General features: G+C 40.7%; 20 protein-coding genes. 7 read left to right on the top strand and 13 right to left on the bottom strand.

Annotated elements, in window-relative coordinates; genetic code table 11:
• Positions 1–113: 113 nt before the first annotated feature.
• The 4 genes from ppk1 to CYCPU_RS0108340 all read left to right on the top strand — a co-directional run bounded on the left by ppk1 (position 114) and on the right by CYCPU_RS0108340 (position 5,361).
• On the top strand, positions 114–2,183 hold the full coding sequence (gene ppk1, locus CYCPU_RS0108325; RefSeq protein WP_020162482.1) for a polyphosphate kinase 1: 2,070 nt from the start codon (positions 114–116) through the stop codon (positions 2,181–2,183).
• A complete protein-coding gene (locus CYCPU_RS0108330) occupies positions 2,180–3,688 on the top strand; it encodes a Ppx/GppA phosphatase family protein (RefSeq protein WP_020162483.1) in 1,509 nt (502 codons plus the stop codon). Before ppk1 ends, CYCPU_RS0108330 begins: the two co-directional genes overlap by 4 nt.
• A gap of 316 nt (positions 3,689–4,004) precedes the next feature.
• The gene (gene htpX / locus CYCPU_RS0108335; protein WP_015006408.1) at positions 4,005–4,877 is read left to right on the top strand and encodes a protease HtpX; all 873 of its coding nucleotides are present in this window, start codon (positions 4,005–4,007) and stop codon (positions 4,875–4,877) included.
• 55 nt (positions 4,878–4,932) lie between these two features.
• On the top strand, positions 4,933–5,361 hold the full coding sequence (locus CYCPU_RS0108340) for a QcrA and Rieske domain-containing protein (RefSeq protein WP_015006409.1): 429 nt from the start codon (positions 4,933–4,935) through the stop codon (positions 5,359–5,361).
• Between the two features lie 9 nt (positions 5,362–5,370).
• Here the strand turns inward: CYCPU_RS0108340 and CYCPU_RS0108345 are convergent, their stop codons facing one another.
• Genes CYCPU_RS0108345 through CYCPU_RS0108365 form a run of 5 tightly spaced genes read right to left on the bottom strand, consistent with a single transcriptional unit; the run spans position 5,371 to position 8,496 of the window.
• Entirely contained in the window at positions 5,371–5,970 is a 600-nt protein-coding gene (locus CYCPU_RS0108345; RefSeq protein WP_232228625.1) for a DUF2490 domain-containing protein, read from the bottom strand.
• A 45-nt stretch (positions 5,971–6,015) separates the two neighbouring features.
• A complete protein-coding gene (locus CYCPU_RS0108350) occupies positions 6,016–6,546 on the bottom strand; it encodes a PepSY domain-containing protein (RefSeq protein ID WP_020162485.1) in 531 nt (176 codons plus the stop codon).
• Positions 6,521–6,991 carry a hypothetical protein gene (locus CYCPU_RS0108355; protein ID WP_016389982.1) on the bottom strand — a complete coding sequence of 157 codons (471 nt, stop codon included), beginning with the start codon at positions 6,989–6,991 and terminating at the stop codon, positions 6,521–6,523. The genes CYCPU_RS0108350 and CYCPU_RS0108355 overlap by 26 nt, the downstream gene beginning before the upstream one ends.
• A gap of 51 nt (positions 6,992–7,042) precedes the next feature.
• Positions 7,043–7,573 (bottom strand): FMN-binding protein, encoded by a 531-nt coding sequence (locus tag CYCPU_RS0108360; RefSeq protein ID WP_016389981.1) that lies wholly within the window; start codon positions 7,571–7,573, stop codon positions 7,043–7,045.
• Positions 7,573–8,496, bottom strand: a complete 924-nt coding sequence (locus CYCPU_RS0108365; protein ID WP_015006414.1) for a DUF6662 family protein — start codon at positions 8,494–8,496, stop codon at positions 7,573–7,575. The genes CYCPU_RS0108360 and CYCPU_RS0108365 overlap by 1 nt, the downstream gene beginning before the upstream one ends.
• 151 nt (positions 8,497–8,647) lie before the next feature.
• Between CYCPU_RS0108365 and CYCPU_RS0108370 the strand changes: the two genes are divergently transcribed.
• Together CYCPU_RS0108370 and CYCPU_RS0108375 are read left to right on the top strand one after the other, a co-directional pair.
• Positions 8,648–8,926: a hypothetical protein gene (locus CYCPU_RS0108370; RefSeq protein WP_015006415.1), complete on the top strand. Its 279-nt coding sequence runs from the start codon at positions 8,648–8,650 to the stop codon at positions 8,924–8,926.
• Positions 8,927–9,161: 235 nt separating this feature from the next.
• Positions 9,162–9,632, top strand: coding sequence for a VF530 family protein (locus tag CYCPU_RS0108375; RefSeq protein WP_020162486.1), 471 nt, complete (start codon positions 9,162–9,164; stop codon positions 9,630–9,632).
• Positions 9,633–9,844: 212 nt separating this feature from the next.
• On the opposite strand, the gene CYCPU_RS0108380 is transcribed toward CYCPU_RS0108375, so the two are convergent.
• From CYCPU_RS0108380 to CYCPU_RS0108395, 4 genes are all read right to left on the bottom strand, one after another.
• A complete protein-coding gene (locus tag CYCPU_RS0108380) occupies positions 9,845–10,039 on the bottom strand; it encodes a hypothetical protein (RefSeq protein WP_020162487.1) in 195 nt (64 codons plus the stop codon).
• A gap of 181 nt (positions 10,040–10,220) precedes the next feature.
• Positions 10,221–12,500, bottom strand: coding sequence for a peptidase U32 family protein (locus CYCPU_RS0108385; protein WP_020162488.1), 2,280 nt, complete (start codon positions 12,498–12,500; stop codon positions 10,221–10,223).
• A gap of 125 nt (positions 12,501–12,625) precedes the next feature.
• Entirely contained in the window at positions 12,626–13,654 is a 1,029-nt protein-coding gene (gene cysK, locus CYCPU_RS0108390; protein WP_016389978.1) for a cysteine synthase A, read from the bottom strand.
• A gap of 36 nt (positions 13,655–13,690) precedes the next feature.
• Positions 13,691–15,133 carry a pyridoxal phosphate-dependent decarboxylase family protein gene (locus CYCPU_RS0108395; RefSeq protein ID WP_016389977.1) on the bottom strand — a complete coding sequence of 481 codons (1,443 nt, stop codon included), beginning with the start codon at positions 15,131–15,133 and terminating at the stop codon, positions 13,691–13,693.
• Between the two features lie 415 nt (positions 15,134–15,548).
• On the opposite strand from CYCPU_RS0108395, the gene CYCPU_RS0108400 reads away from it, so the two are divergent.
• Positions 15,549–16,655, top strand: a complete 1,107-nt coding sequence (locus CYCPU_RS0108400) for a hypothetical protein (protein WP_020162489.1) — start codon at positions 15,549–15,551, stop codon at positions 16,653–16,655.
• Positions 16,656–17,013: 358 nt separating this feature from the next.
• Here CYCPU_RS0108400 and CYCPU_RS0108405 read toward each other — a convergent pair whose 3' ends face one another.
• The 4 genes from CYCPU_RS0108405 to CYCPU_RS0108420 all read right to left on the bottom strand — a co-directional run bounded on the left by CYCPU_RS0108405 (position 17,014) and on the right by CYCPU_RS0108420 (position 22,158).
• Complete coding sequence (locus CYCPU_RS0108405) at positions 17,014–19,701, bottom strand: cation-translocating P-type ATPase (RefSeq protein ID WP_020162490.1); 2,688 nt, start codon at positions 19,699–19,701, stop codon at positions 17,014–17,016.
• A gap of 83 nt (positions 19,702–19,784) precedes the next feature.
• Entirely contained in the window at positions 19,785–20,510 is a 726-nt protein-coding gene (locus CYCPU_RS0108410; protein WP_015006423.1) for a class I SAM-dependent methyltransferase, read from the bottom strand.
• Positions 20,511–20,533: 23 nt separating this feature from the next.
• The gene (gene trhO / locus CYCPU_RS0108415; protein WP_015006424.1) at positions 20,534–21,529 is read right to left on the bottom strand and encodes an oxygen-dependent tRNA uridine(34) hydroxylase TrhO; all 996 of its coding nucleotides are present in this window, start codon (positions 21,527–21,529) and stop codon (positions 20,534–20,536) included.
• Positions 21,530–21,633: 104 nt separating this feature from the next.
• Positions 21,634–22,158, bottom strand: coding sequence for a YaeQ family protein (locus CYCPU_RS0108420; protein ID WP_020162491.1), 525 nt, complete (start codon positions 22,156–22,158; stop codon positions 21,634–21,636).
• Positions 22,159–22,329: the final 171 nt, after the last annotated feature.

The following is a 22,329-nucleotide window of genomic DNA, read 5'->3' on the forward strand; positions in this document are numbered from 1 at the left end:
TTCCGTGTAACAGGAAAATTTCGCCCCATAAAACCAAAGGATTAGACACTGTCACGAACCTGTCATCTTGCCTCTACATAATAAAGTTTTAGTAAACGGCTTAGGTAGGTTAGGTGATCAAAAAATTAGAGGCGAAATATATTGCGAAAGAACTCAGCTGGCTGTCCTTTAACGAGCGCGTGCTACAAGAAGCGGCTGATAAATCCACACCTATTATAGAAAGAGTCCGGTTTTTAGGCATTTTTTCAAACAACCTAGATGAGTTTTTCAGGGTGCGCGTTGCCAATGTTAAGCGCCGGGTTCTTATTGAGAAAGACCTTGATGAACAAACACCGACCAAAAACTTGTTACGTGATATACAAAAAAAGGTCTTAAAGCTACAAGAAGAATTTGATGTCACTTACCATGAGGTATTGAAAGGGCTCGCGCATAAAAACATTTTCTTAATTAATGAAGATCAACTGAGCCCCGAGCAAGGAAACTGGCTACAAAAATACTTTACCAATCATCTACAAGGTTTTATTGAGCCTATTATTATCAATAAAAATACTAATTTAGCGGCCTTATTAAAAGATGACCTCAGCTATTTAATTTGTGAAATGCTGGGTGGTAAAAACATACAGTATGCAGCAATTGCGATACCAACCACAGACTCTCCTCGTTTTATTGAATTACCACGTGAAAAAGGTAAACGACGACGAGATATTATTATGTCCGACAATATTATTCGCTATTGTATAAACAATATTTTTTCCGCCTATTTTAATTACAAGGTCTGCAATGTTTACGCTATGAAGGTAACGGGAGATGCTGATTTCGGTCTAACCGATGATATTGATTTATCGGTTTTAGAAAAATTATCTATCGGTTTAAAGCAGCGCCTACATGCTAAGCCTGTGAGATTTGTGTACGAACGAGCCATGCCCGATCATGCTATCGACATGCTGAAATCTAAACTTGGCATTACACGTCATGATAGTGTGGTGCCAGGTGGCCGTTATCATAATTTCCGAGACTTTATTGACTTCCCTAATGTGGGGCGTAAACACCTTGAAAACCCTCCGTTAACACCTTTGGTTTCTAGGCAATTTTCCCGTCATGCCTGCCCTTTTGATGCAATAAAGCAGCAAGACATTTTGCTTTGTTACCCTTATCACAAGTTTGATCACTTTACCGAATTGATACGTCAGGCAGCTTTTGATCCAAATGTATTTGAAATAAAAATCTGCCTCTACCGTGTAGCCAACAACAGTAGGCTTATCAAGTCACTGATCAATGCGGTTAGAAATGGCAAAGAAGTTTTTGCTGTTATTGAGTTACACGCACGTTTTGATGAACAAGCCAACATGGAATGGGCGCGTATCTTAACCGAGTCGGGTGTTAAGGTTCACTTTGGCTTACCCTCACTAAAGTGCCACACTAAATTATGTTTAATTGGCCGACATGAACATAAAAAACAAACCTATTACGCTCACGTTGGCACCGGTAACTTTCACGAAAAAACAGCTAAGGTTTACACCGACTTTAGTTTATTTACCAACAAACAAGCGATTACCAAGGAAGTTGCGCTTGTTTTTGACTTTATTGCGCACAGTTATAAAAAAACCACGTTTAAACATTTAATTGTTTCCCCTATCGGCACAAGAGATTGGATTAATAAATCGATTGAGAATGAAATAAAGATGGCCAAAAAAGGGCATAAGGCTGAAATTCTTATTAAAATGAATAACATTGATGATAAGCAAGTTATTGATAAGTTGTACGAGGCCAGTAGTGCCGGTGTGAAAATTAAAATCGTCTTGAGGGGAATGTGCAGTTTAGCTCCTGGGGTTGTAGGGCTTAGTGACAATATTGAAGTTATTTCTATTGTCGACCGATTTTTAGAACATACACGATTTACGATTTTTCATAATAATGGAGACCCTCGCGTTACCATTAGTTCGGCAGACTGGATGACGCGTAATATAGAGCGGCGTGTAGAGGTTGGCTGCCCTATTTATGACCCTGCCATTCAGCAACAAATTATCCATATCTTTAACCTCCAATGGTCCGATAAGACAAAGGCCAGAATTATAGATAAGAAACAACATAACAAATATTTGCCACGAGGCAATAAGCGAAAAATTCGCTCTCAAATATCGGTGTATAACTATCTAAAAGACCTTGAGTCTAACAAGAAATGACTAGCCTTAACGCCGATACCCAATCAGAATTAATTGCTGCCTTAGATTTAGGCTCTAATAGTTTTCACTTAATTATTGCTCGCTTAAATGCCGGTAAGCTTGAACCTCTGCATAAGGTAAAACATCGAGTACGCTTACGAGCGGGGTTAAATAAGGCTAATGAATTAAGTTACGAGGCGATGCTAAGAGCAGCAAGCAGTCTTAAAGAAATGAGCGCTACAATAAAAACATATCAAATTAAAAAATGTCGTGTCGTGGCCACTCATACCTTGCGAGAAGCTGTTAACCGTAATGCTTTTCTCTCACTGGCTGAGTACTCATTGGGCTTTCCTATTGAAATAATTTCAGGCTCTGAAGAGGCCAGATTAATCTACCAAGGGGTCGTTCGTAGCGAAGAAATCAAAGACTCATGTTTGGTGGTTGATATAGGTGGTGGCAGTACTGAAATAGTGCTGGGTGAAGGCACTGATACTCAATATAGAGACAGCAAAAACATGGGCTGCATCAGCTTTACAGAACGTTACTTCAGTAAAGGCGTGAATCAAAAATCATTTAAACGGGCCGAGGTATCCGCACTGCAAAAGCTTGAGCAGTGTTCCCATCATTTTAGGACAAGTCACCCAAATAAGGTCTTTGCAACATCAGGCACCGCCAAAGCCCTTTTTAAGGCGATCGGTTTAATCAGCGAAACAACCGACCGTCTAGAATTAAATACCTTACTCAAATTACAACATTTATTATGCCAAATAGACGGTGTCTCTAAGCTCTCATTAGTTGGTATTGACGAAGCTAGAGCCATGGTTTTACCTGCTGGCTTAGCCATTATGATTGCCCTTATGAAGAGCCTAAACCTAACTGCTTTGACATTCTGCTCTGCTGCCTTGCGCGAGGGCGTCTTGTTTGAAATGGAGCAACAAAATAAACAAGGAGATACACGGCTGCGTACTCGCCAACATTTACAACGTCTTTACAACGTTGACCGTAGGCAGGCCCAACAAATAGCAGAAACTTGCGAGCTATTTTGGCACCAAACTTCAAAAAGCTGGAGTCTAACCTCAACGAAACTTAAGACTCTATTACTTGAGGCCGCTTATTTATATGAGGTTGGCCAGCAAATTAATGTGACTGACTTTCAGCAACATTCAGCTTATATTTTGGCTAACAGTGACCTTGCGGGCTATAACCAAGACGAACAGCTTCTGCTTTCAACCATCGTCATTGGGGCTAGAAAACGGTTTAGACGAAGACGGCTTCCCGACATTCGAATTATCAGCCATAAAATGTTAACGCGGTTAATTCGCCTATTTCGCTTAGCTGTTATTATAAATAATAGCCGCCAGCCCTTAGTTATCGATTTATTATCGCTTCAGGTTGATGGGCGCGAAATGATGCTAAGCATTGATAAACAGTTCTTTCTTGAACAAGACGTGACTATGGCTGACTTAAACAAAGAGTCCAGTGTTATGGCAAACCTAGGCTACACCCTGTCTTGCCAAATTGTTTAACTGACTAGTTTAATAGCAAAATTTATTCTGCACGTTACTTAGCTGGCCTATTCACCCTCTTTCACTTTAATGTTTTATATTTTTTTGCAACGCTGTCTTTTTCCTAACTAGAATCGAACGTTCAAGTAATCAAACTAACCTTCTCTGTCCTTAAACAAAAACGCTTAACCGTTTAAGCATTAGGTATCAAAAATAGGGTATTTAGATTATTGAGACAAGCAAACGTCGAGTAAGATATTTAGCTTAAAATACCTAAACTTGAATTTACAAAATTCACCCCCAAATACTTTTTATATTGTTTAAGGACATTTTTAACATGACTCGAATTGCTTTATTTTTAGCCACTAATGTAGCCATTATGGTCGTTATCAGCTTGGTATTTAGCCTATTTGGTTTATCAGGTACTTTGCAGGCAAATGGGGTCGATTTAGACCTGAATGCTTTATTAATTATCTCTCTGATCGTTGGCATGACCGGTTCGGTCATTTCCTTAGCCATGTCAAAATCCATGGCAAAACGTTCCATGGGTGTTCAGGTTATTGATCAGCCTAAAAATTCAACAGAGCAATGGCTTGTTTCTGTGGTCTCAAAACAGGCGGAAAAAGCAGGCATTGGTATGCCAGAAGTCGGTATTTTTAATAACCCTACACCCAATGCCTTTGCAACTGGGATGAATAAGAATGATGCTTTAGTGGCCGTGAGTACTGGCTTACTTAATGCAATGAACAGAGATGAAGTAGAAGCCGTGCTTGGGCATGAAGTCAGCCATGTTGCCAATGGTGATATGATCACGATGGCATTGATGCAAGGTGTGGTGAATACTTTTGTATATTTCTTTGCCTCTGTCATTGGTCATATTGTGGATAGGGTCATTCTTAAAAATGAACGTGGGCATGGCATTGGTTATTTTGTGACCCAAATGTTAGCTCAGGTCGTGTTATCCTTTTTAGCCTCCATGCTTGTTATGTGGTTCTCGCGCTATCGTGAGTTTCATGCCGATAAAGGCGGCGCCAATTTAGCCGGCAAACAAAAAATGATTAACGCATTAAAAGCCCTACAGCGTAGTCATGAGCCAACTGATATGCCAGAAGAATTAGCCGCTTTTGGTATTAATGGTGGACAAGTCAAAAAACTCTTTATGTCTCACCCACCGCTTGAAGAACGCATCGCTGCGCTACAAAGAAACTAAGCTATCAAATAGATAAGGCAAACTGTACACATTATTAAACTAGGGAGCACCTTAAATGGATAGGCGATCTTTTATTAAAAAATCCAGCAGCTTCGCCTTAGCAAGTAGCTGCGGCGCCTCCTTATTAGTGGGCTGCCAAACATCACCCAATATCAAAACCACTCTTTTAAAAACGCAGCAAAACAATAAAATAATTGCTCATAAAACTGTATTAGAAAACGATGACTTTGCTATTTTGCAGGCCACGACTGTCAAGGCACCGATCTTTCTACATCAACAAAAAAATGGAAAATATGTTGCCTTGCTCTTAAGCTGTACACACCAAAAGTGCACCGTTTCTGTGGCGCCAGACAAGCTAGTTTGCCCCTGTCATGGTGCTAAATTTGATAAACAGGGGACGGTTCTTCAAGGGCCCGCTGATAAAAACCTTCTTGCGCTTGAACTTTCTGAACAAGGCAATGAAATTGTTATCTCACTTCCTTAATAACTGCTTTTAAAAGGCCAGACTCAACACGATTGCCGATGAGGTTTGCCATTTATCCTTTTGCTTTGCCACTATTTTAAAAGATAGTTGCGGCACCACTGTTTTGAATTTATCGAAGGTAACACCCATGTCTACCCGTGTTTGCGATAATTGATGCGCCGTTAAATCATAATAATATTCATGGCTCACAAACGGTTTAGCATTAAAAATTCGCTTGGGTAATACAACCTTAGCTCTCACTCGGCTGCGTTTAGAGCGCCCTTTTCCTTCTCGATCTCTAAATTCTTGGCGAACTCTCAATCTCCAATCAAGCTTATTGTTCCCTTTGAATTTTTGCTCTAATTGAACATAGGGCCTATTTTCTAGCGCCCAACCATCTTCTTCTAAGCTATAAACCCTTCGATAATGAACACCTAGTGTTAAGTCTTTTATCGCCAAAGGAAGTCTCACGCCAATATCTGCATGCTTTCTATGCAATATGCCTTTATCTCTTCGGGCTTCTATATCACCTTTAAAAGCCACTCCTTTTATGACGGCTTTTTTATTCACTTTTAACTGGCTTTCAGTTGCTAAGCAGCTAAAAGAAAAGCACCAAACAACAAGGCTCATTAATATGAATCGATTTAAGTTAACGAACATATAAACACCAATCTTTTATCCTGCAGGGTGTGTTATCCGCTTTCTGCTTCTTTTTTTAAAATGCATCGTTAAAAACAAATATAGCCCCGTTACCCACAAAACAAATAAAATCAATGAGCTAGGTAAAAAAACCCATAGCTTTACAGCATCATGAAAGAACGTACCATCATGAATTGACTCAATGAAATCTGACCGGCGATGGGCCACTTGCAATATTTCATTAGATTGAGTGTCTATTTGAATTTCCCAATCGCTCTTCGCTCGAACTTTAACAATGCCTTTATTGGGCCTTACATCCAGTCGGTCAATATCCGCCCAACCGTTAACCTTTGCTTGTTTTACTGTTTTTGAAGTTGCTAGAATTTCATCAAAAGTAATTGAAGGAACAGAACTCACTCCGCGAGTGCTGGGCGGCTGGATCCAATCTACATCTTTTTTGAGCAGCAACAAGACGCCTGAGCCTATAACAACCAAAATAGGTAAGGCACATAAAATTGATCCCCAATAATGCGTTTTCCGATTAAATTTTTTCCAATTTACTTTCATTATTTCGCTTTTCATTTTTCTGTTTAACTTTCAATAACACATGAAGAGATAAACTGACAGGCAACACGAGACCTATCGCTAAGTGGGTGTACTCAAGCCATTGTCGAAACGTATCTTCTGCTACGTAATACAATAAATAGCCACTAATTATCAAAAGGCAGGGCATGGTAAGCAGCAAAATACCTGTCTTTCTTTTCTGTTTTGTTTTCCAACTTTTGGGTAGGTGGGCTCCTATAACAAAGCCCACGCCAATCATCATTAAAAATGCCATTGCACCGTGAACTTGCAATGCAGGGTATTGCCAAGCATGTTTTACCAGTCCATATTTGCCTTCTTGAAGAAACCAGGTTTTAAGAATAAAAAACCCACTGCCCGAGAACCAACTTAAGAAAAACAAACTATAAAGGCCGTAACGATATGGTTTAGGAAAATAGACAGTTACCATGACGTAAATAACTCATATTTATTACTAAATTAATTGTTAAACGAGTAGGTATTACAAGTGCTGTAAGACTTGTTGCCAAGTATGCGTCCAACGGTTTACTCCATCGGTAATATGTCGGCACGACAGCGTTGCACCCGAAATATTGTCAATCTGCTTATCTAACAATAATTTCTCAGAACTATCCCGACCATTAAACTGATCTAACCATTTAATATATCGAACTTCACTGCCATAACTTTCAACATAACGCAGTACCCTAAGCCCCTTTATCTTGCCTGAACTATCGATACCCACAGCCATATCAATCATTTCATGCTTACCAATAACTTGGTCTACAAGAAACCACTCGTTGCTTTGTGTTTTCCATGCATTCAATTTATTACTCAGCACACGCATATCCGACGCATCTTCTATTGCCTCAACTTGAGCGTTAGATAATGTTAAATCCATTTTTTTCATCGGTGTGTTAGCAAATAACTCACCTTTTGCTTGCTCAACCGTTAAAAAAGTTTCCGCGTGTCCTGTTGAAATCAGGCTTAACAGCATAAAGCCGAGTATGTACTTTACGTTTAACGCTTGCATTAAAACTCATAACCGAATGATACGCCGGCATGGTATTTCTCATGCTCATCAAAGTTTTTACCATCTTCACTAAAGCCGCCGCCCCCTTGGAACTGAAACAACACACCGCCTGTTGCCCACCATCGCTGAGTCGCATAATGAAGCGTTGGACCTATGTATTGGCCACTTTGATACCTATCGCCTAATCTAAAATCTGTTAAATCAAAACTAGAGCGCTGCACACCTTCTTCGAATTCTCCGTTTTCTTGCACACTTAAATAATCAGATTGAGAGCGATACTCAAGGCCGACCGTCCATTTAGGCATAAATCGATATGAAACAGCCGCCATCAACTCTAATGAAATCTCTTCCTCTAATACATCGGGGGACTTTCTTCTTTCAAGCTCTACCTTAGGGTTAACAACAAATATAAGTGTGTCATCTAAAAAGTCTTTTTGAAAATAGAATGTCGTTGTTAACGAATCTTGATCGATATCTGCGCCATCTAATCTGTACGCATCTCTATGCTCAAAAGCCAAGCCTACAGATAAACCCATGACATCTTTATAAGGGCTCAAAATATTATATTTAAGCGCCGCTTCATACCCTGCAAACTGAAATTTATCAAAGCGCTTGCCAGCCCCTCCCTGTGTACTAAACATAGGGTCATTGTCTGAATTATTCAGTGAGTAGTTATGATCAAAAAACACCAGCTCAGCGCTTACAGTTAATTTATCCGTTATTCCATACTCAATTTCTGGCCTAATATCATGTGCAACATAATCACCTGAGTTTTTTCCAACTTTAATTGTGTCACTCAGTTTGAACTCATAACTCCCTTGCGGCCTCGTGTCTGTACCTTTTGCATATAGCCATTGGTTTTCTCCTGCCACTGAAGCACCACTGGCTAACGTCAATAGACTGACTGCATACAACTTTTTCATAAAATTAATCCCTCTCCATAATTTTAATGAATAGTAATACGAATCATTCTCATTAGCAATAAGATTATTAAAAGTATTTTCTTGACAGCGCCAATCCATTTGTTTTAAATATTAATGATAATCATTCTCATTAACAAAAAAAGGTATTTGTATGAAATCCAATAGCACACCATTAGACCCTTCATCAAACATTGCAGACATGGCGACAAACATAAGCATTGAAAAACTACAGACGACTGTTTTGTTTTTAACAACCAAATATGCACAAACTAGGGAGTTAAAATTTGCTCAAGCAACCTATCAACACCTCTGTATGATTAATGATCACACCGATGCCAGCCCTGAACTAAAATACTTTGCCCAATCTTTAATTATGAAATGGCGGTTAATCGCATGTAATACTAGTTCACGCTTTTCATCACTTAATTAGCCCTGCTCTACCCTAATACGGTTTGCTTATTTGGGTGCCTATGTCATGCGACTCCAGCTGACCAAGCATTTATTAAGCAGGCCGTATTTAATAGCATTGAACATATGATGTAGCGATTTTCTCGGTAGTGCCGGCTGTGTTAGTACAGCTAAACGAAAAGTCTTATCGCTTCACTCTATCGCCGGTTGCTGACAGGTATAATGGAGGCCTAACCCACCGAATTAAGACAAATATCATGAATGACCCAATTGATTACACAAATAACCCGCTGCATGGCCTTAGTTTAAAGAACCTGCTGCTTGAGATCGTCGAGCATTACGGCTTTGAGATTCTCTTTGCTTATTTGAATATTAATTGCTTTAAGACTAACCCGAGTATTGCGTCGAGCCTTAAGTTTCTAAAAAAGACAACTTGGGCGCGTGAAAAAGTTGAGGCATTTTATCTATATGAATTTAAAAACCTGCCCAAGGTATCATCTAAAGAATTCTCAATACCACCTAGAGACCGACTTGTTCCAGCAAATCAAACGCCCGGGAAACCAGCTGAGCTAAGTTTGGAAGACGCGGAACAATTACAGACTAAACGTGTTAATAAAGCCTCTACCTATAATAAAGGCCAACACACAACGCACGAGAATAAGCGCCCGCCCGTCGAAGATAGCTATAGCCCTGAAAATACTGAGGATCCTTGGGCAAAATGGCGATAAAACCCAGCTACGCTATGTCTATTTAGGTGACATAAAATGGGCTGGCTGGCTGCTTTATATTACCCTTAAAGCTCGATGTCTAAACCCATGTGGCGTTGAACAGCACTACTCAACTACTAAAAGCGAAATATGCTAATTACACGCCTAGACTAAGGAAACCAGTATCATTATTTGCAACAAACACGCAGCCTGCCAGTGTGTTTGGGTATCGGCTATTCGCTATTTTTTTTAAACGAATCGGAGATGGCTGAACCGTACGCTGTTTCTTGTTCACGGCCTGCAGCCTGTTCTTGCTGGTTCTCAATGTCACGTGCCTTAGCCCTTAGTGGGTTTGAGCCCATACCATCTTGTCCATCACAACCGATCAAGAAGGAACTTGTTACGATGATAAATAATATCTTTTTCATACTTAAATACAGTTATTGATGAGCCTAATGACCTATTAGTATAACCGTTATTCCCACTAAAATTTTAGCGTGAAGGGCTATTTTAAAAAAATACTTTTTGAGTGGTTCAACTGCTTAAGCGCACAGTATTTTTAAACTACTGCATACACAAAGCAACCAATACTACAAGCTCAGCTGCTTGTTATAAGCCTTGTCTATATTGTGCCATCGTCGAGACAGGAACCATTTGATTAAGCTGTTGTTTTGCTGCCTTTTGACCGCTTATTATTTGCTCAAAAGAATCTATCAATTGTGTTTTGTTCTGCTCTTCTTTTGACCCTGCACCGATATTGGTTAAATCTATAAAAAATTCATCAAATAAATCAGCCAAATCATTCACTACATCTAGGTTCAAAAACTGCTCATCATTGTAAATGCTGGGGTAGCCACCTTTTTGCTTATCAATGGCAAACGACACACCTTTTACATTGGTAATAGTCGTTGCCTTTTGACACTTAAGCATGCAGCCATCTTCAATGCTCGGTTTTTTACACCCCACAGTTTGTTGAAAGAAACATTGTCGACTGGTCATCATTAAAATGGGGTGATAAATACTGTAGAGCAATTTGAAATTTTTGGGTCGCGCAATATTTTTAATTTGCATACGATTAATTTCATTAGAAATAAACGCACCCGAACAGTTAAGCGTTTCTTGCAAGGTTAACAAAGCATATGAATTAGTGGTGTTTAAAAACGGTCCGGCAACCCAATCTATTCCCATTTCAAACGCTTTATAGGCAATACCCGTATTATTAGTAACAATACGTTTAGGGCGCACATGTTTTAGGACATTAACGGCTTCTTGGTAATCTTTACCAATTAAAACAGCGGGAAACCACGGTATTAAACGTGGGTTTTGAAGAAATAAATCAATGTATTTCGTACAGCCTTTTTTAAAGCTTTCTGGCAACTTAAAGTAAATGTCCGCCTGTGTTACCTCACATAAATGCAGGTCTTTCTCATCCGCTATTAAAATAGACATAGACGGCTTCTTATCTATCGATGAACCTTCTTCTACTTTTGGGTGATTGAGCAGTGGCGGCACATCGACATCCCGCAATATCTCAACAGAATCATTCAGCAGGAAAGCGGCTTTATTTTTTAGCCGTGCCAGTTCTTTGAATGGCAGGCTAATATTGTCTGCTAAACGACTAAAGTCTATGGCTTCAATCGTATATCTCGCCTTATTGAAGCCTTTAAAACGCTTCTTGATCGCATTGGTATCCAGTGTTGACTGTGTTGGGTTTTTCAGTGGCTCTGCAGATTCGATCACATGTGTTGTCTCATCTTGCCCATTTGCAGTCTTTACCTGAATAGTTAGCACTAATGGCTCACCCACTTGCCCAGAAAAAACCAAATTCAATTGCTGCTTATCGATATTTAAGCCTTTAATTTTGTCGGCTAATTCATCACCAATTTTATTTTTATCTTCATACAAATCTTGTTTTGCTTTATGAATATGGACAATCGATACAGCCTGGCTTTTCGTCACTGCGTGTTCAACACTGTGATCTCTGGGATTATCAATAAACATGTCTTTGGTCAGATCACCCTTTAAAAAGGAATTGGTGAAATCACGATTAAAGACCTTATGTAAATTTGAATCGTCTTCTAATAAGCGCCCTGTTTGTTCAAATTTATCCATTTGTTTACGCCAGCTATCCACCACCGTATAAACATAATGCGCACCCTTAATACGTCCTTCTATTTTTAACGAGTCGACGCCCGCGTCCACTAATTCAGGTAAATCAAAATAGGCTGAATTGTCTTTTAAATTAAGTGGGAAATTATTGCCCGTGGCAGTGGTTTCATACTCATCTCGGCACGCTTGGCTACACCGCCCACGGTTACCAGAGTTGCCGACACTTACCGAGCTTGAATAACACTGACCAGAAAAAGCTATACAAAGGGAACCGTGTACAAAAACTTCGGTTAATACATCATGATCATGTGCAAAACGGGTCAGGCTTTTAACCTCGTCAAGGTTTAGTTCGCGCGATAAATTAACCCGAGAAGCGCCAATTTTGCTTAAAAACTGTATTTGCCCTTCATTGTGCGTCGTTAACTGCGTTGAGGCGTGTAAATCAAGACTTGGAAAATACTTCTTTACTAAATTAAATGTGCCAAGGTCCTGCACAATAATGCCATCCAGACCGCTATTCACTAATTTATTCAACAGTTTGATTAGGCTTGGTAATTCTTGCTCCAATATAACGACATTGAGCGTTAAAAATACCTCGCAATCGTGCTGATGCGCTAAACGTAATACGCCACACAACTCATCAAAAGAAAGGTTGGTTGCGCGATTACGTGCATTAAAAACATCTAAACCGCAATAAACAGCATTTGCACCGGCAACAATGGCCCCTTTAATTGCTTCTACATCGCCGCCGGGTGCTAATAACTCTATTTGCTTATTCATTCAATTCATCGTGTCTGACTATAAAAGCTTATTCTACTGTATCCAACACTTGCACCGGCTATTAGTCGTCACACTTCAACTCATTGCTCGATAAGCAAAGCCCTAGTCGTGAGACCAATAATGAATTAAAACTGATAACCCGGTGTTGACTTAGACACAGCTATTTCATCCTCTGACATCTCAATCGAAATATCATCAAACAAAGGCGTACTTAAATAACGCTCGCCAGTGTCTGGCAACATACATAAAATATTCGCACCTGACTTCGCTGTTTCGGCTATTTTCAAAGCCCCAGCTAAGGTAGCACCTGCTGAAATACCCACAAAAATACCTTCTTGTTGCGCTAAATCTTTCGCACACTGAATGGCCTCTTTGCCATCGATAGATAGCAGTTCATCAATACGTGAGCCAGCATCCACCACTTCTTTTGTTAACACGGGAATAAAGTCTGGCGTCCAACCTTGTATCGGGTGAGGGTTAAAGCTTGGGTGGCTTTCATTTTCAACTTGCGCAATACCACCACCTAATAAGGCTGCATTTACCGGCTCACAGACAATAACTTTGGTTGCTGGGCTTTTTTCTTTTAATACGGCTGATACACCGTTTAACGTCCCGCCTGTTCCATAACCGGTGACCCAATAATCAAGCGTTACATCGGAGAAATCTTCTAGAATTTCTTCTGCCGTCGTTTTCATATGCATTTGCGCATTTGCTGGGTTTTCAAACTGTTTTGATTGCCACCAGCCATTTTTAGCCGCCAGTTCTTCCGCCTTTTTAACCATGCCCGTGCCTTTTTCATGCGCCGGCGTTAGCACCACTTTTGCGCCTAAAAAGCGCATCAGTTTTCTGCGTTCTACGCTAAAACTCTCGGCCATGGTTATCACCAATGGGTAGCCTTTTTGTGCACATACCATTGCTAAACCAATACCGGTATTGCCACTGGTCGCTTCTACAATCGTTTGACCTGGCGTTAGCTCACCTTTACGCTCAGCATCTTCTATAACACCCAAAGCAAGCCGATCTTTAACCGACCCCATTGGGTTAAACGCTTCTATTTTGGCAAAAACATTCACCCCTTTTGGGCCAAGCTTATTGATCCGTACAACCGGCGTATGACCTATTGTTTGTAAAATATTATCGTAGCGTTGAGCCATATCAATCTCCTTATTTAAGAACTACTTTAGTTAGTATTAAATGAGTGCCTGAGCAATTTCAAGCACTTCATTGACCAAATCATCAGCATGATGCCAATCTGTTCTAGCACCCAAAAAGCACGGCCGGATAACCAGCTTATTATCCACCATGGTGGTGCTCGGAATATTGACACCATTTTTCATTAGTTGACGGTGAATTTTTTTATTTAAGCCATTTAAATCATCTACTTTTTCATTAACATAACGGAAACAACATACCGATAACGTCGGCTTTAATGCTAATTCTAAATGAGGGTGTTTTTCTACACGTTCAGCAACACGTCGCGCCATAGCATTGTGTCGACACACACGCGCCTTCATTCCCTCTACACCAATTTCACGAATCAAAGCCCATACAATGGCACCTCGAGCAGGTGCAGATAGCTCAACACCTAAATCATGATACGGAAAACCAATGGTATCCATTGAGTTCTCAATGTGTTCATTTTTTACCGTTGTTGTTTCTAGGTAAGCTGCTTCGCCTTGGTTAAAGGTTTTATATTGCGCTTGAACATCGCGCACAAAAGTCGCCCCAATACCAACCGGTGCACCTAACCATTTATGAGCATCAACAGTAATAGAATCAGCTAATGCCAGCCCCTTATATAATTCATGTACTTGTGGATCTAATGTGCCGGGTAAACCATAAGCACCATCAACATGAAACCAAATATTATGTTCACGTGCAATTTCGCCAATTTCTTGCAAAGGGTCAATCGAGCCTGTGTTCGTGCTGCCTGCATTAGCCACAATAGCCACTGGTAATGCATCGGACTTTTTATCTTCTATTAATAAACGTTTAAGCTCTCTCGGTGAAAGCCTCATCATATTATCAACAGGCACATGCACCATCGCCTTTCGCCCCATACCCAACACAGCAGCTGCACGGTGTATGGTGTGGTGACTATGCTCAGTGGCATACACTTTACAAGCGCGCTGAACACCGTCATTTGCCGGGTCTAAACCAACTTTTTCAAAGGCAGACTGCCTAGCCGCGCCTAAGCCTATTAAATTAGCCGTAGAGCCGCCACTGCTAAAAACGCCTTGCATACCCTTTGGCAAATCAAACATTTCAGTTAACCAATTTAAGGCAACCTCTTCTAAATGGTTAAAAGCGGTCATGCCAACACGTTGTGGTGATGCCACTATTCCAGCCAATGTCGCAATAGACCCCATATCCGTCGCGGCTGTTGTTATATAGGATGTACAACCGGGTTTAGCCAGTTGCGACCCATTCGGCATCACATGTAAACCCAATTCACTAATCACCTGTTTTGCACCAATACCTTGCGTAGGTACTGGACGATTTAATGCTGTAGTCCAACTGTCCACGGTTGACATGGCATCAGGCTGTTCAAATCGCTGGCATTGTTCGATGGCACTGCTTAACTGTTGCAATAACTCAGGCAGGTGATTACATTCTGCTTTTTCTTCAAACATTAAAATATCAAACGTTCCGAGTTTTAAAGGGCTACTTTACCATTGCAGCATTCATCGCCAACATAGTTTTTTATTATCAGTTTCGCAAGACATGTTATAGCCTTAAATGACCCTTTATCGTCTCCTTTACCGCACTAATGATGTCAACACAGCTGTCCTTTTAGCCCCCACTTAAACCGATACTTGCTCTGCAAACTATTTACAAACCTCTTTATGGGATCGTTACTTGAACAAGTGTTATCGCTTGATTATTGAAGTATTCATCAATATTGAGCCCGTTGCTGAATTGGAATACTAGTATTGATTGGCGTAACCCTAATTAATACCCACGAGCCTATTTATCGTTAAATTCAACTTTAATATGACTTATAGATAGTCTATGGTTATGTGATAAAAATAATATCAAAGGAGCCTCATGAGCACTCAAGCAGCAAACCAGTCACTTTCATCTGCCCTACTATCAGGGAGCATGGGTATCATTGTTGTATTAACCCTAGCCGCTCTTTGTATTGCACCTTTTGAGCAACACTTTTTTACCGGTTGGGTGGGTATCGCATTTATGTGCGCAACACCCACACAAGTCATTTTAAATTTGTTTTGGCATAACAACTTACCCAAACGAATCGGCGATATGCCACAGCCACTAAAAGGCATTTGCTTAACCCTTATTACTGTTGCTGCAGGTGCATTCTTCACCTTGTTATTGTCCGCCTTGGTTGGGCAAAATTATGGCGATACCCCGATGTTTATCCAGTATACGATTCTAACGGTTGTGACTGTTTTATGGCTTATTCCGATATGGCATGCTTGGCCTTTTTCTTTACTGAGTAAAAACCCTGTCATCATTGGGCTTGTTACATTAGTGGCCACGTATGTCTTAGCCTATATTGTCTGGTTTATCTTTTTTGACTACAGCGCATTAGCGCATATCCCCACACCCAACGGCGAGATTGTTCACCCGCTTTACCACCCAGAAATTGACCCGAAAGGCTTATTCGACTCATGGGTGGCTATGACATTTGCCGTTACAACGGCAGGGGTGATTGTTATTCATTCTTTATTTGACTTTTGGCCTATTAACAAGCTGTCGATGGGCCGCCCGCAGCCTATTCGCGGCCTTATTGGAACGATCTATGTTTTACTTTTTGCATTCATCGTACGCTGGTTTTTTACTGACTTTATCGGCATGGAACAGGTGAGCTATATGATTCAAGTGCCTGTCTGCATGCTTTTTGGTGCCTTTTTGGTTAACAATATGATGCAATTTAGCCTCTTCCCTAATTTAAAGCAGCCTTACCGTGGTTTTGCGCTATTAGCTTGTGCGGTTATAGCAGGCTTAGTTATGTACCGACTCTACAGTTATGCCGGTTATTTATTCGTAGGGCATGAGCTAATATCAGGCCCAGCAGGTGGCTGGGAGCTTGAACTATGGATAGCCACAGCCATGTTAGGTGTGACCTTTCCTATGGTATTCCTCGTATCCGGTTTTTTTGATTTTTGGTTACTTAAAAAAGCAAAATAAAACCAGCCTTTAACTAAAAAACAGCGTCACCAAAAGAAATAACAGTGCCTTCTCTCAAGAAGAAAGAAGGCACTGTTTCTCAACAACTCAACAATCTGGATTCAAGCTTAATTAATTTTATGGCTTAGTTAGTTTATGACTTATTAAGTGGCTATATTATGTACTGGCAGCCCAGCGAGCTAGATTTCAAATCTCAACATTATTTAATAACATCACCAGCAGCCGAACAAAATCAGTGTTGATACATCAAAATCATCAACTGACCTCAGAACAAACGTCATCAATCAAAAACAACCCTAGAGCATGTTAACTCATCACTCTGTTTGATTTTGTACCCATTATTCTTGGCATAGTAGTATCACCATGTCAGCCATTTCAATACAAACCGATTCTCGCGCCTTACAAATACTCGCCGTATTTCATCTGCAATAATAATCGTAATGGCAAACGGAATGCTCAAACTTAACTGCCATAATTCCAGCGGCGCGGTACCAAAGAACGTATTCATCAAAGGTACATAGGCAATTAAAGCCAATAAGATCAACTCTGACACAACACCCAGTAACACGAGTTTATTGGCAAAAATACCTACCGTTAAGATACTTTGTCGTCGTGTACGACAAATTAATACATCGGCAATTTGGCAGATAATGATGGACGCAAAAAAAGCAGTAATCGCTTGTCGATACAGCGGATCGGATACGGCCAACGCCTTGCCCCATTGCCAGCCGCCATCCAGCAGGATATAAAAATAACTAAAAAAGCCGGCAGCCGCTTGAATCATGCCGACAATGCCATAGCTCATAAACAATAAATTTCGCGTTAAGAGCCGCTCATGTCTGGCACGTGGCGGTTTATTCATCACATCGGTTTCAGGCTTTTCTGAACCTAAGCCCAGCGCTGGAATAATATCGGTGCCTAAATCAATCGCCAGTATTAACACCACGGTGAGTGGCAGCGGGATATCCAACAAAACATAGGCGATAAAAGGCAGAATTTGAGGAATATTACTGGTTAAAATATAAGCGATAAACTTTTTGATATTATCAAAAATAGTCCGGCCTTCTTCAATCGCCGTCACAATGGTGGCAAAGTTATCGTCCATTAACACCATATTACTCGCTTCTTTCGCGACATCTGTCCCCATCAAGCCCATTGCTACGCCCATATCTGCATTTTTAAGCGCAGGCGCGTCGTTCACCCCATCACCGGTGACCGTGACAATTTGATCTTTCTTTTGCAAGGCTTGGACTATTTGCAACTTTTGAGCTGGTGTAATACGCGCAAATATCAACTCATTTTCATCCAGCAAGCTCGATAAGCCAGCCTCATCTAATGCTGATAATTCATCACCATTTAGCACCTTGCCTTTATCACTAAACAAGCCAATTTGTTTACCTATCGCTTTAGCTGTAGGGCCAAAGTCACCGGTTAGCATAAATACACGTATGCCAGCCTGCCGACATTTTAAGATCGCCTCAGGAACTTCTACCCGAGGCGGGTCAATCATGCCAACAACCGCAACAAATATGTAATGCGCATCCGGAATGCCATCATTATCAAGATTCCTATAAGCTAATGCTAAGCCTCGCTCACCTCGTTCAGCCAGCGACATATATTGCGCAACAACCTGCTTTCGATACGCCTCGGTAAACGCCACCTTTTGACCATTTAAATGAATCTGATCACACATCGCCATCACCACTTCAGGCGCACCTTTTAAATAGGCATGAAAATGATCGCCCTCTGGTGATTCATTAACGGTCACCATATATTTATCTTCAGAGGTAAACGATTTTTCAGCTAGGCGTTTAGTCTGCACAATGTCTTTAATTGAGGTTAGCTTTTCTGCGTAAGCCAGCAGCGCCACTTCTGTTGAATCACCACTGTATTTCAGCTCACTGTCTAGGTGTGCGTTATTACAAAGGGTCATCACTCGACGGGCTATGTGTAATTCCACATCATCAGCAGTCAACGATAGCCCCACATCGTATTCACGTTGGTTAGTAATCAAGCTGTTAACACTGATTTTATTCTGCGTTAGGGTGCCAGTTTTATCGGTGCAAATAACGGTGGTGCTACCCAGTGTTTCAACGCTTTCTAAATTTTTAATCAGCGCATTTTTACGCGCCATTCGTTTACTGGCCATGGTGAGTGCTAATGTGACCGTTGGCAATAAGCCTTCGGGTACATTCGCGACGATGATCCCAATCGCAAAAATAAGGCTACTGATCTCCCCTTTCCCAATCGCCACGCTCACGGCAAAAAAGCTAATACCAAGCACTATCGCAATACTGCTGATTATTTTTATGAAGTAATTTAGCTCTTTACCAATGGGAGTTTCAACGTTTGAGGTCTGCTTGGTTAACTCAACTATTTTACCAATTTGAGTCGCCATACCTGTTTCACAAACCAGCACCTTAGCATTGCCACTTTGTACCAAGGTACCTGAAAACACCATATTTCGGCTTTGATATGGGTTCTCGCTATCAGCCTCTAACTGTAAGGTTTCGGGCGTACTTTCACCCGTTAAACTACTCATATCAACTTGCAGTTGATTAACGCGAATTAAGCGCCCATCTGCCGAGACTTTATCGCCCTCATACAGCAACATAATGTCACCAGGAACCACTTGGCTAGCGGCGATCTGCTTAACCTCACCTTCACGTTCAATATTAACCATCGTTGGTAACATTTTCTGAAAGCTTTGCATGATTTTTTCACTTTGATACGCCTGTATAAAGGTGAAAATAGCGTTGAGTAATACCACGCCATACAGGGCACAACCAATATAAAAGTTACCTTGACCTGGGTCCAAATAATCAGCAAAGAAAGCTAAACTGCCCCCAACCATCAGCAAGATGGCAAAGAAATTTTTAAATTGTAAGAGGAATTTTATATAGCCAGGTGTTTGCTGCCGAACGTGTAGTTCATTCGTACCAACAATTTTAAGCCGCCGCTCAGCCTCTTCATCTGACAAGCCTGTTTCATGGCTATCAAGTGATTGATAGAGCTCACTAATCGGGCATTGATGAGGCTTTTCCATAATCACACTCTTAGCAATTTACACTCAATTAGCCGCGAAACTAACAAACCATTATGATTATCTTGGCAGTTTTATCGTTCAACTCAGCCATCAATAAACGTTAACTTAGCTAAATAATCATAGTGCGGCCCTTGCTGAACTATCTCGCAACTAAAGCCATTTCTGTCAGCTGCATCTTGTAATAATTCCTCAGCAACATATAACCAATTAAATGGCTTTCCAGTAATATCTTTATAAGACAAGTTAAACTCGACCTCACCATGATATTTATCATTTAAATCAATCAGGTAAGAACCATCGTCTTGTTCGTAAAGGTAGATAAGATCTGAGCTATCTAACAATATTTGCCCATTCGGTGCCAACAAACTTTTTGCTTTTGAAAAAAAGGCATCAAAGCCCTCTAATGTTTCAACTAAGCCGATTCCATTCATTAATAATAATAAGGTATCAAACGGCTCTTCAGGTAAATCATAAAAGTTACACAATTTAACCGTTGATAAACCGCGCTTTTTCATCAACGCCACTGAATGAGGCGATATATCTAAGGCAGTCACATCGAGTCCTTGATTCTGCAAATACAAACTATGTGAGCCTGCACCTGCGCCTACATCTAACACTTTTCCATAGGCTAATTGAAGGGCTGCTTGCTCTAACGCGGGGCACTGCTCATAGGAACGGAAAAAATAGCTGGGCGCTAGCGTATCTTGCTCTGCAATATCCATATCAACGAAGATAGGCGTATCATCTTGCGTTTGATAAAAATTTATCAGCGCAGACCCTATCGGGTCCTCATTTTTATTTATCAACACAGTTTTAAGAAGGGTGTTTTCATTTAAGTGTCCTGTGTTTCGCTGTTGGCTTCGCGTTTCTTTTTGAGTTTATCTTGCCGATGCTGCTCAATCAATTCAGCCATTTCACCACCAATATGTTCCTCGCCGCGTTGTTTTGCCAATTCAATTTGATGTTGACGTTCAATAAACCGTGCTTTTTGCTCCTCATCCGTTTTATCAAAACAATGGTGGCAACTAATTCCCTGCTGATAGTGCGGATGCAATTTATCTTCTTCGGTAATGGGCATTCTGCAACCAAAACACTGATCAAAACTGCCTTTTTCTAATTGATGATCCACCGACACGCGGTTATCGAAGACAAAACATTCTCCTTCCCATTGCGTTTGCTCCTCTGGCACTTCCTCAAGGTATTTTAGTATCCCACCTTCTAGGTGATACACCTCATCAAAACCCTGTTGTTTGAGATAAGCAGTCGATTTTTCACAACGAATACCGCCGGTACAAAACATCGCTACTTTTTTATGCTTCGTTGCATCTAAATTTTCTTTTACGTAATCAGGAAATTCGCGAAATGTTTGCGTTTTAGGGTTTAGCGCCCCTTTAAATGTACCAATCGCCACTTCATAGTCATTGCGGGTATCCACCAATAACACATCAGGGTCGTTAATCAGCGCATTCCACTGTGTTGGTTTGACGTACGTACCTACTATATCGTTAGGGTCAATATCCTCGACACCCATCGTGACGATTTCTTTTTTAAGCTTCACCTTAGTGCGGTTAAACGGTTGCGAATCGACATACGATTCTTTGTGAACAAGGTTTTTAAACGCTTCTTGATTTCTTAGCCACCCTAATAGGTGGTCTATCCCATTGCGTTTTCCTGCAACGGTGCCATTAATGCCTTCAGCGGCGAGCAGTAAAGTACCCTTAATACCCTGATGTTGCATTAGCTTAAGTAAAGGCTGTTTTAATGCCGCGTGGTCAGCTAATCTAACAAAGTGATAGAGCGCACAAACAACGTAGTCTTGATTTTTCATATGTATCCTCAATGAGCTGGCTGGAACGTAAATCCAGTGCCTTGGTTGATTATTATATCAAACCGGCCAAAAACTTAGCGCAAACTCTTAAGAACCCACTCTGTTTAATAGCTTTTTAGGTTAACTATTTGATTTAAGTCATTATCACTTAAGTACATTTCACCGTCTTGGATATTACACTGTAAATTCATCGTTCGGCCCGCCAATGCTTCTACCCCACTGGCTGTAATGTGCACGATACTGAGATTTTTAAACCGTGCTAACTTTTCGCCGTGTTGTTGCCACCAAACAGTCGCCTTACCTTCGTGATAGGTATAAATAATCACTTGTTGTGCTCGTCCACAAGCCTTACGGATACGTTTTTCATCTGGCTGCCCAAGCTCAATCCATAATTCAATCTCACCTGTTAATGATTTTTGCCATAATTCCGGCTCATCATCGGTTGATAAGCCTTTGGTCAATGTCAGGTTTTCATTAGCATTGGCTATAAAAGCAATTAATCGAACCATCAACCTGAAATCATTTTCTGATGGGTGTTGGGCTACTGTTAACTCGTGAGTTGCATAATAATGGCTATCCATATTAGCGATACTCAAAGACACTTTATTAATGGTTGATCCGATAGCCATCTACGTTAATAATTTTTTTTTAATCACAAAAAAACAGGCTAACAGATTAAAGCATTCTTGACACAGCTCATTGACGCATTCCCCTCTAATGATTGATAGTTATTACACCTTTCAATCATTAGCTCCAAACACAATAGAAAACCTTCCAACGAAAACTATAGCGTTCTTAAC

The organism is Cycloclasticus pugetii PS-1, assembly GCF_000384415.1.
In the GTDB taxonomy this organism is placed as follows: Bacteria; Pseudomonadota; Gammaproteobacteria; order Methylococcales; family Cycloclasticaceae; genus Cycloclasticus; species Cycloclasticus pugetii.

Coding starts and splice junctions, on each gene's coding strand:
- cysK (WP_016389978.1), bottom strand. CDS start 13,654: ATGGCTCAACGCTACGATAATATTTTACAAACAATAGGTCATACGCCG.
- CYCPU_RS0108365 (WP_015006414.1), bottom strand. CDS start 8,496: ATGAAAAAGTTGTATGCAGTCAGTCTATTGACGTTAGCCAGTGGTGCT.
- CYCPU_RS0108385 (WP_020162488.1), bottom strand. CDS start 12,500: ATGAATAAGCAAATAGAGTTATTAGCACCCGGCGGCGATGTAGAAGCA.
- CYCPU_RS0108370 (WP_015006415.1), top strand. CDS start 8,648: ATGAAATCCAATAGCACACCATTAGACCCTTCATCAAACATTGCAGAC.
- CYCPU_RS0108345 (WP_232228625.1), bottom strand. CDS start 5,970: ATGAGCCTTGTTGTTTGGTGCTTTTCTTTTAGCTGCTTAGCAACTGAA.
- CYCPU_RS0108360 (WP_016389981.1), bottom strand. CDS start 7,573: ATGCAAGCGTTAAACGTAAAGTACATACTCGGCTTTATGCTGTTAAGC.
- CYCPU_RS0108400 (WP_020162489.1), top strand. CDS start 15,549: ATGAGCACTCAAGCAGCAAACCAGTCACTTTCATCTGCCCTACTATCA.
- CYCPU_RS0108405 (WP_020162490.1), bottom strand. CDS start 19,701: ATGGAAAAGCCTCATCAATGCCCGATTAGTGAGCTCTATCAATCACTT.
- CYCPU_RS0108350 (WP_020162485.1), bottom strand. CDS start 6,546: ATGAAAGTAAATTGGAAAAAATTTAATCGGAAAACGCATTATTGGGGA.
- CYCPU_RS0108355 (WP_016389982.1), bottom strand. CDS start 6,991: ATGGTAACTGTCTATTTTCCTAAACCATATCGTTACGGCCTTTATAGT.
- CYCPU_RS0108330 (WP_020162483.1), top strand. CDS start 2,180: ATGACTAGCCTTAACGCCGATACCCAATCAGAATTAATTGCTGCCTTA.
- htpX (WP_015006408.1), top strand. CDS start 4,005: ATGACTCGAATTGCTTTATTTTTAGCCACTAATGTAGCCATTATGGTC.
- CYCPU_RS0108420 (WP_020162491.1), bottom strand. CDS start 22,158: ATGGCTATCGGATCAACCATTAATAAAGTGTCTTTGAGTATCGCTAAT.
- CYCPU_RS0108340 (WP_015006409.1), top strand. CDS start 4,933: ATGGATAGGCGATCTTTTATTAAAAAATCCAGCAGCTTCGCCTTAGCA.
- trhO (WP_015006424.1), bottom strand. CDS start 21,529: ATGAAAAATCAAGACTACGTTGTTTGTGCGCTCTATCACTTTGTTAGA.
- CYCPU_RS0108395 (WP_016389977.1), bottom strand. CDS start 15,133: ATGTTTGAAGAAAAAGCAGAATGTAATCACCTGCCTGAGTTATTGCAA.
- CYCPU_RS0108380 (WP_020162487.1), bottom strand. CDS start 10,039: ATGAAAAAGATATTATTTATCATCGTAACAAGTTCCTTCTTGATCGGT.
- CYCPU_RS0108375 (WP_020162486.1), top strand. CDS start 9,162: ATGAATGACCCAATTGATTACACAAATAACCCGCTGCATGGCCTTAGT.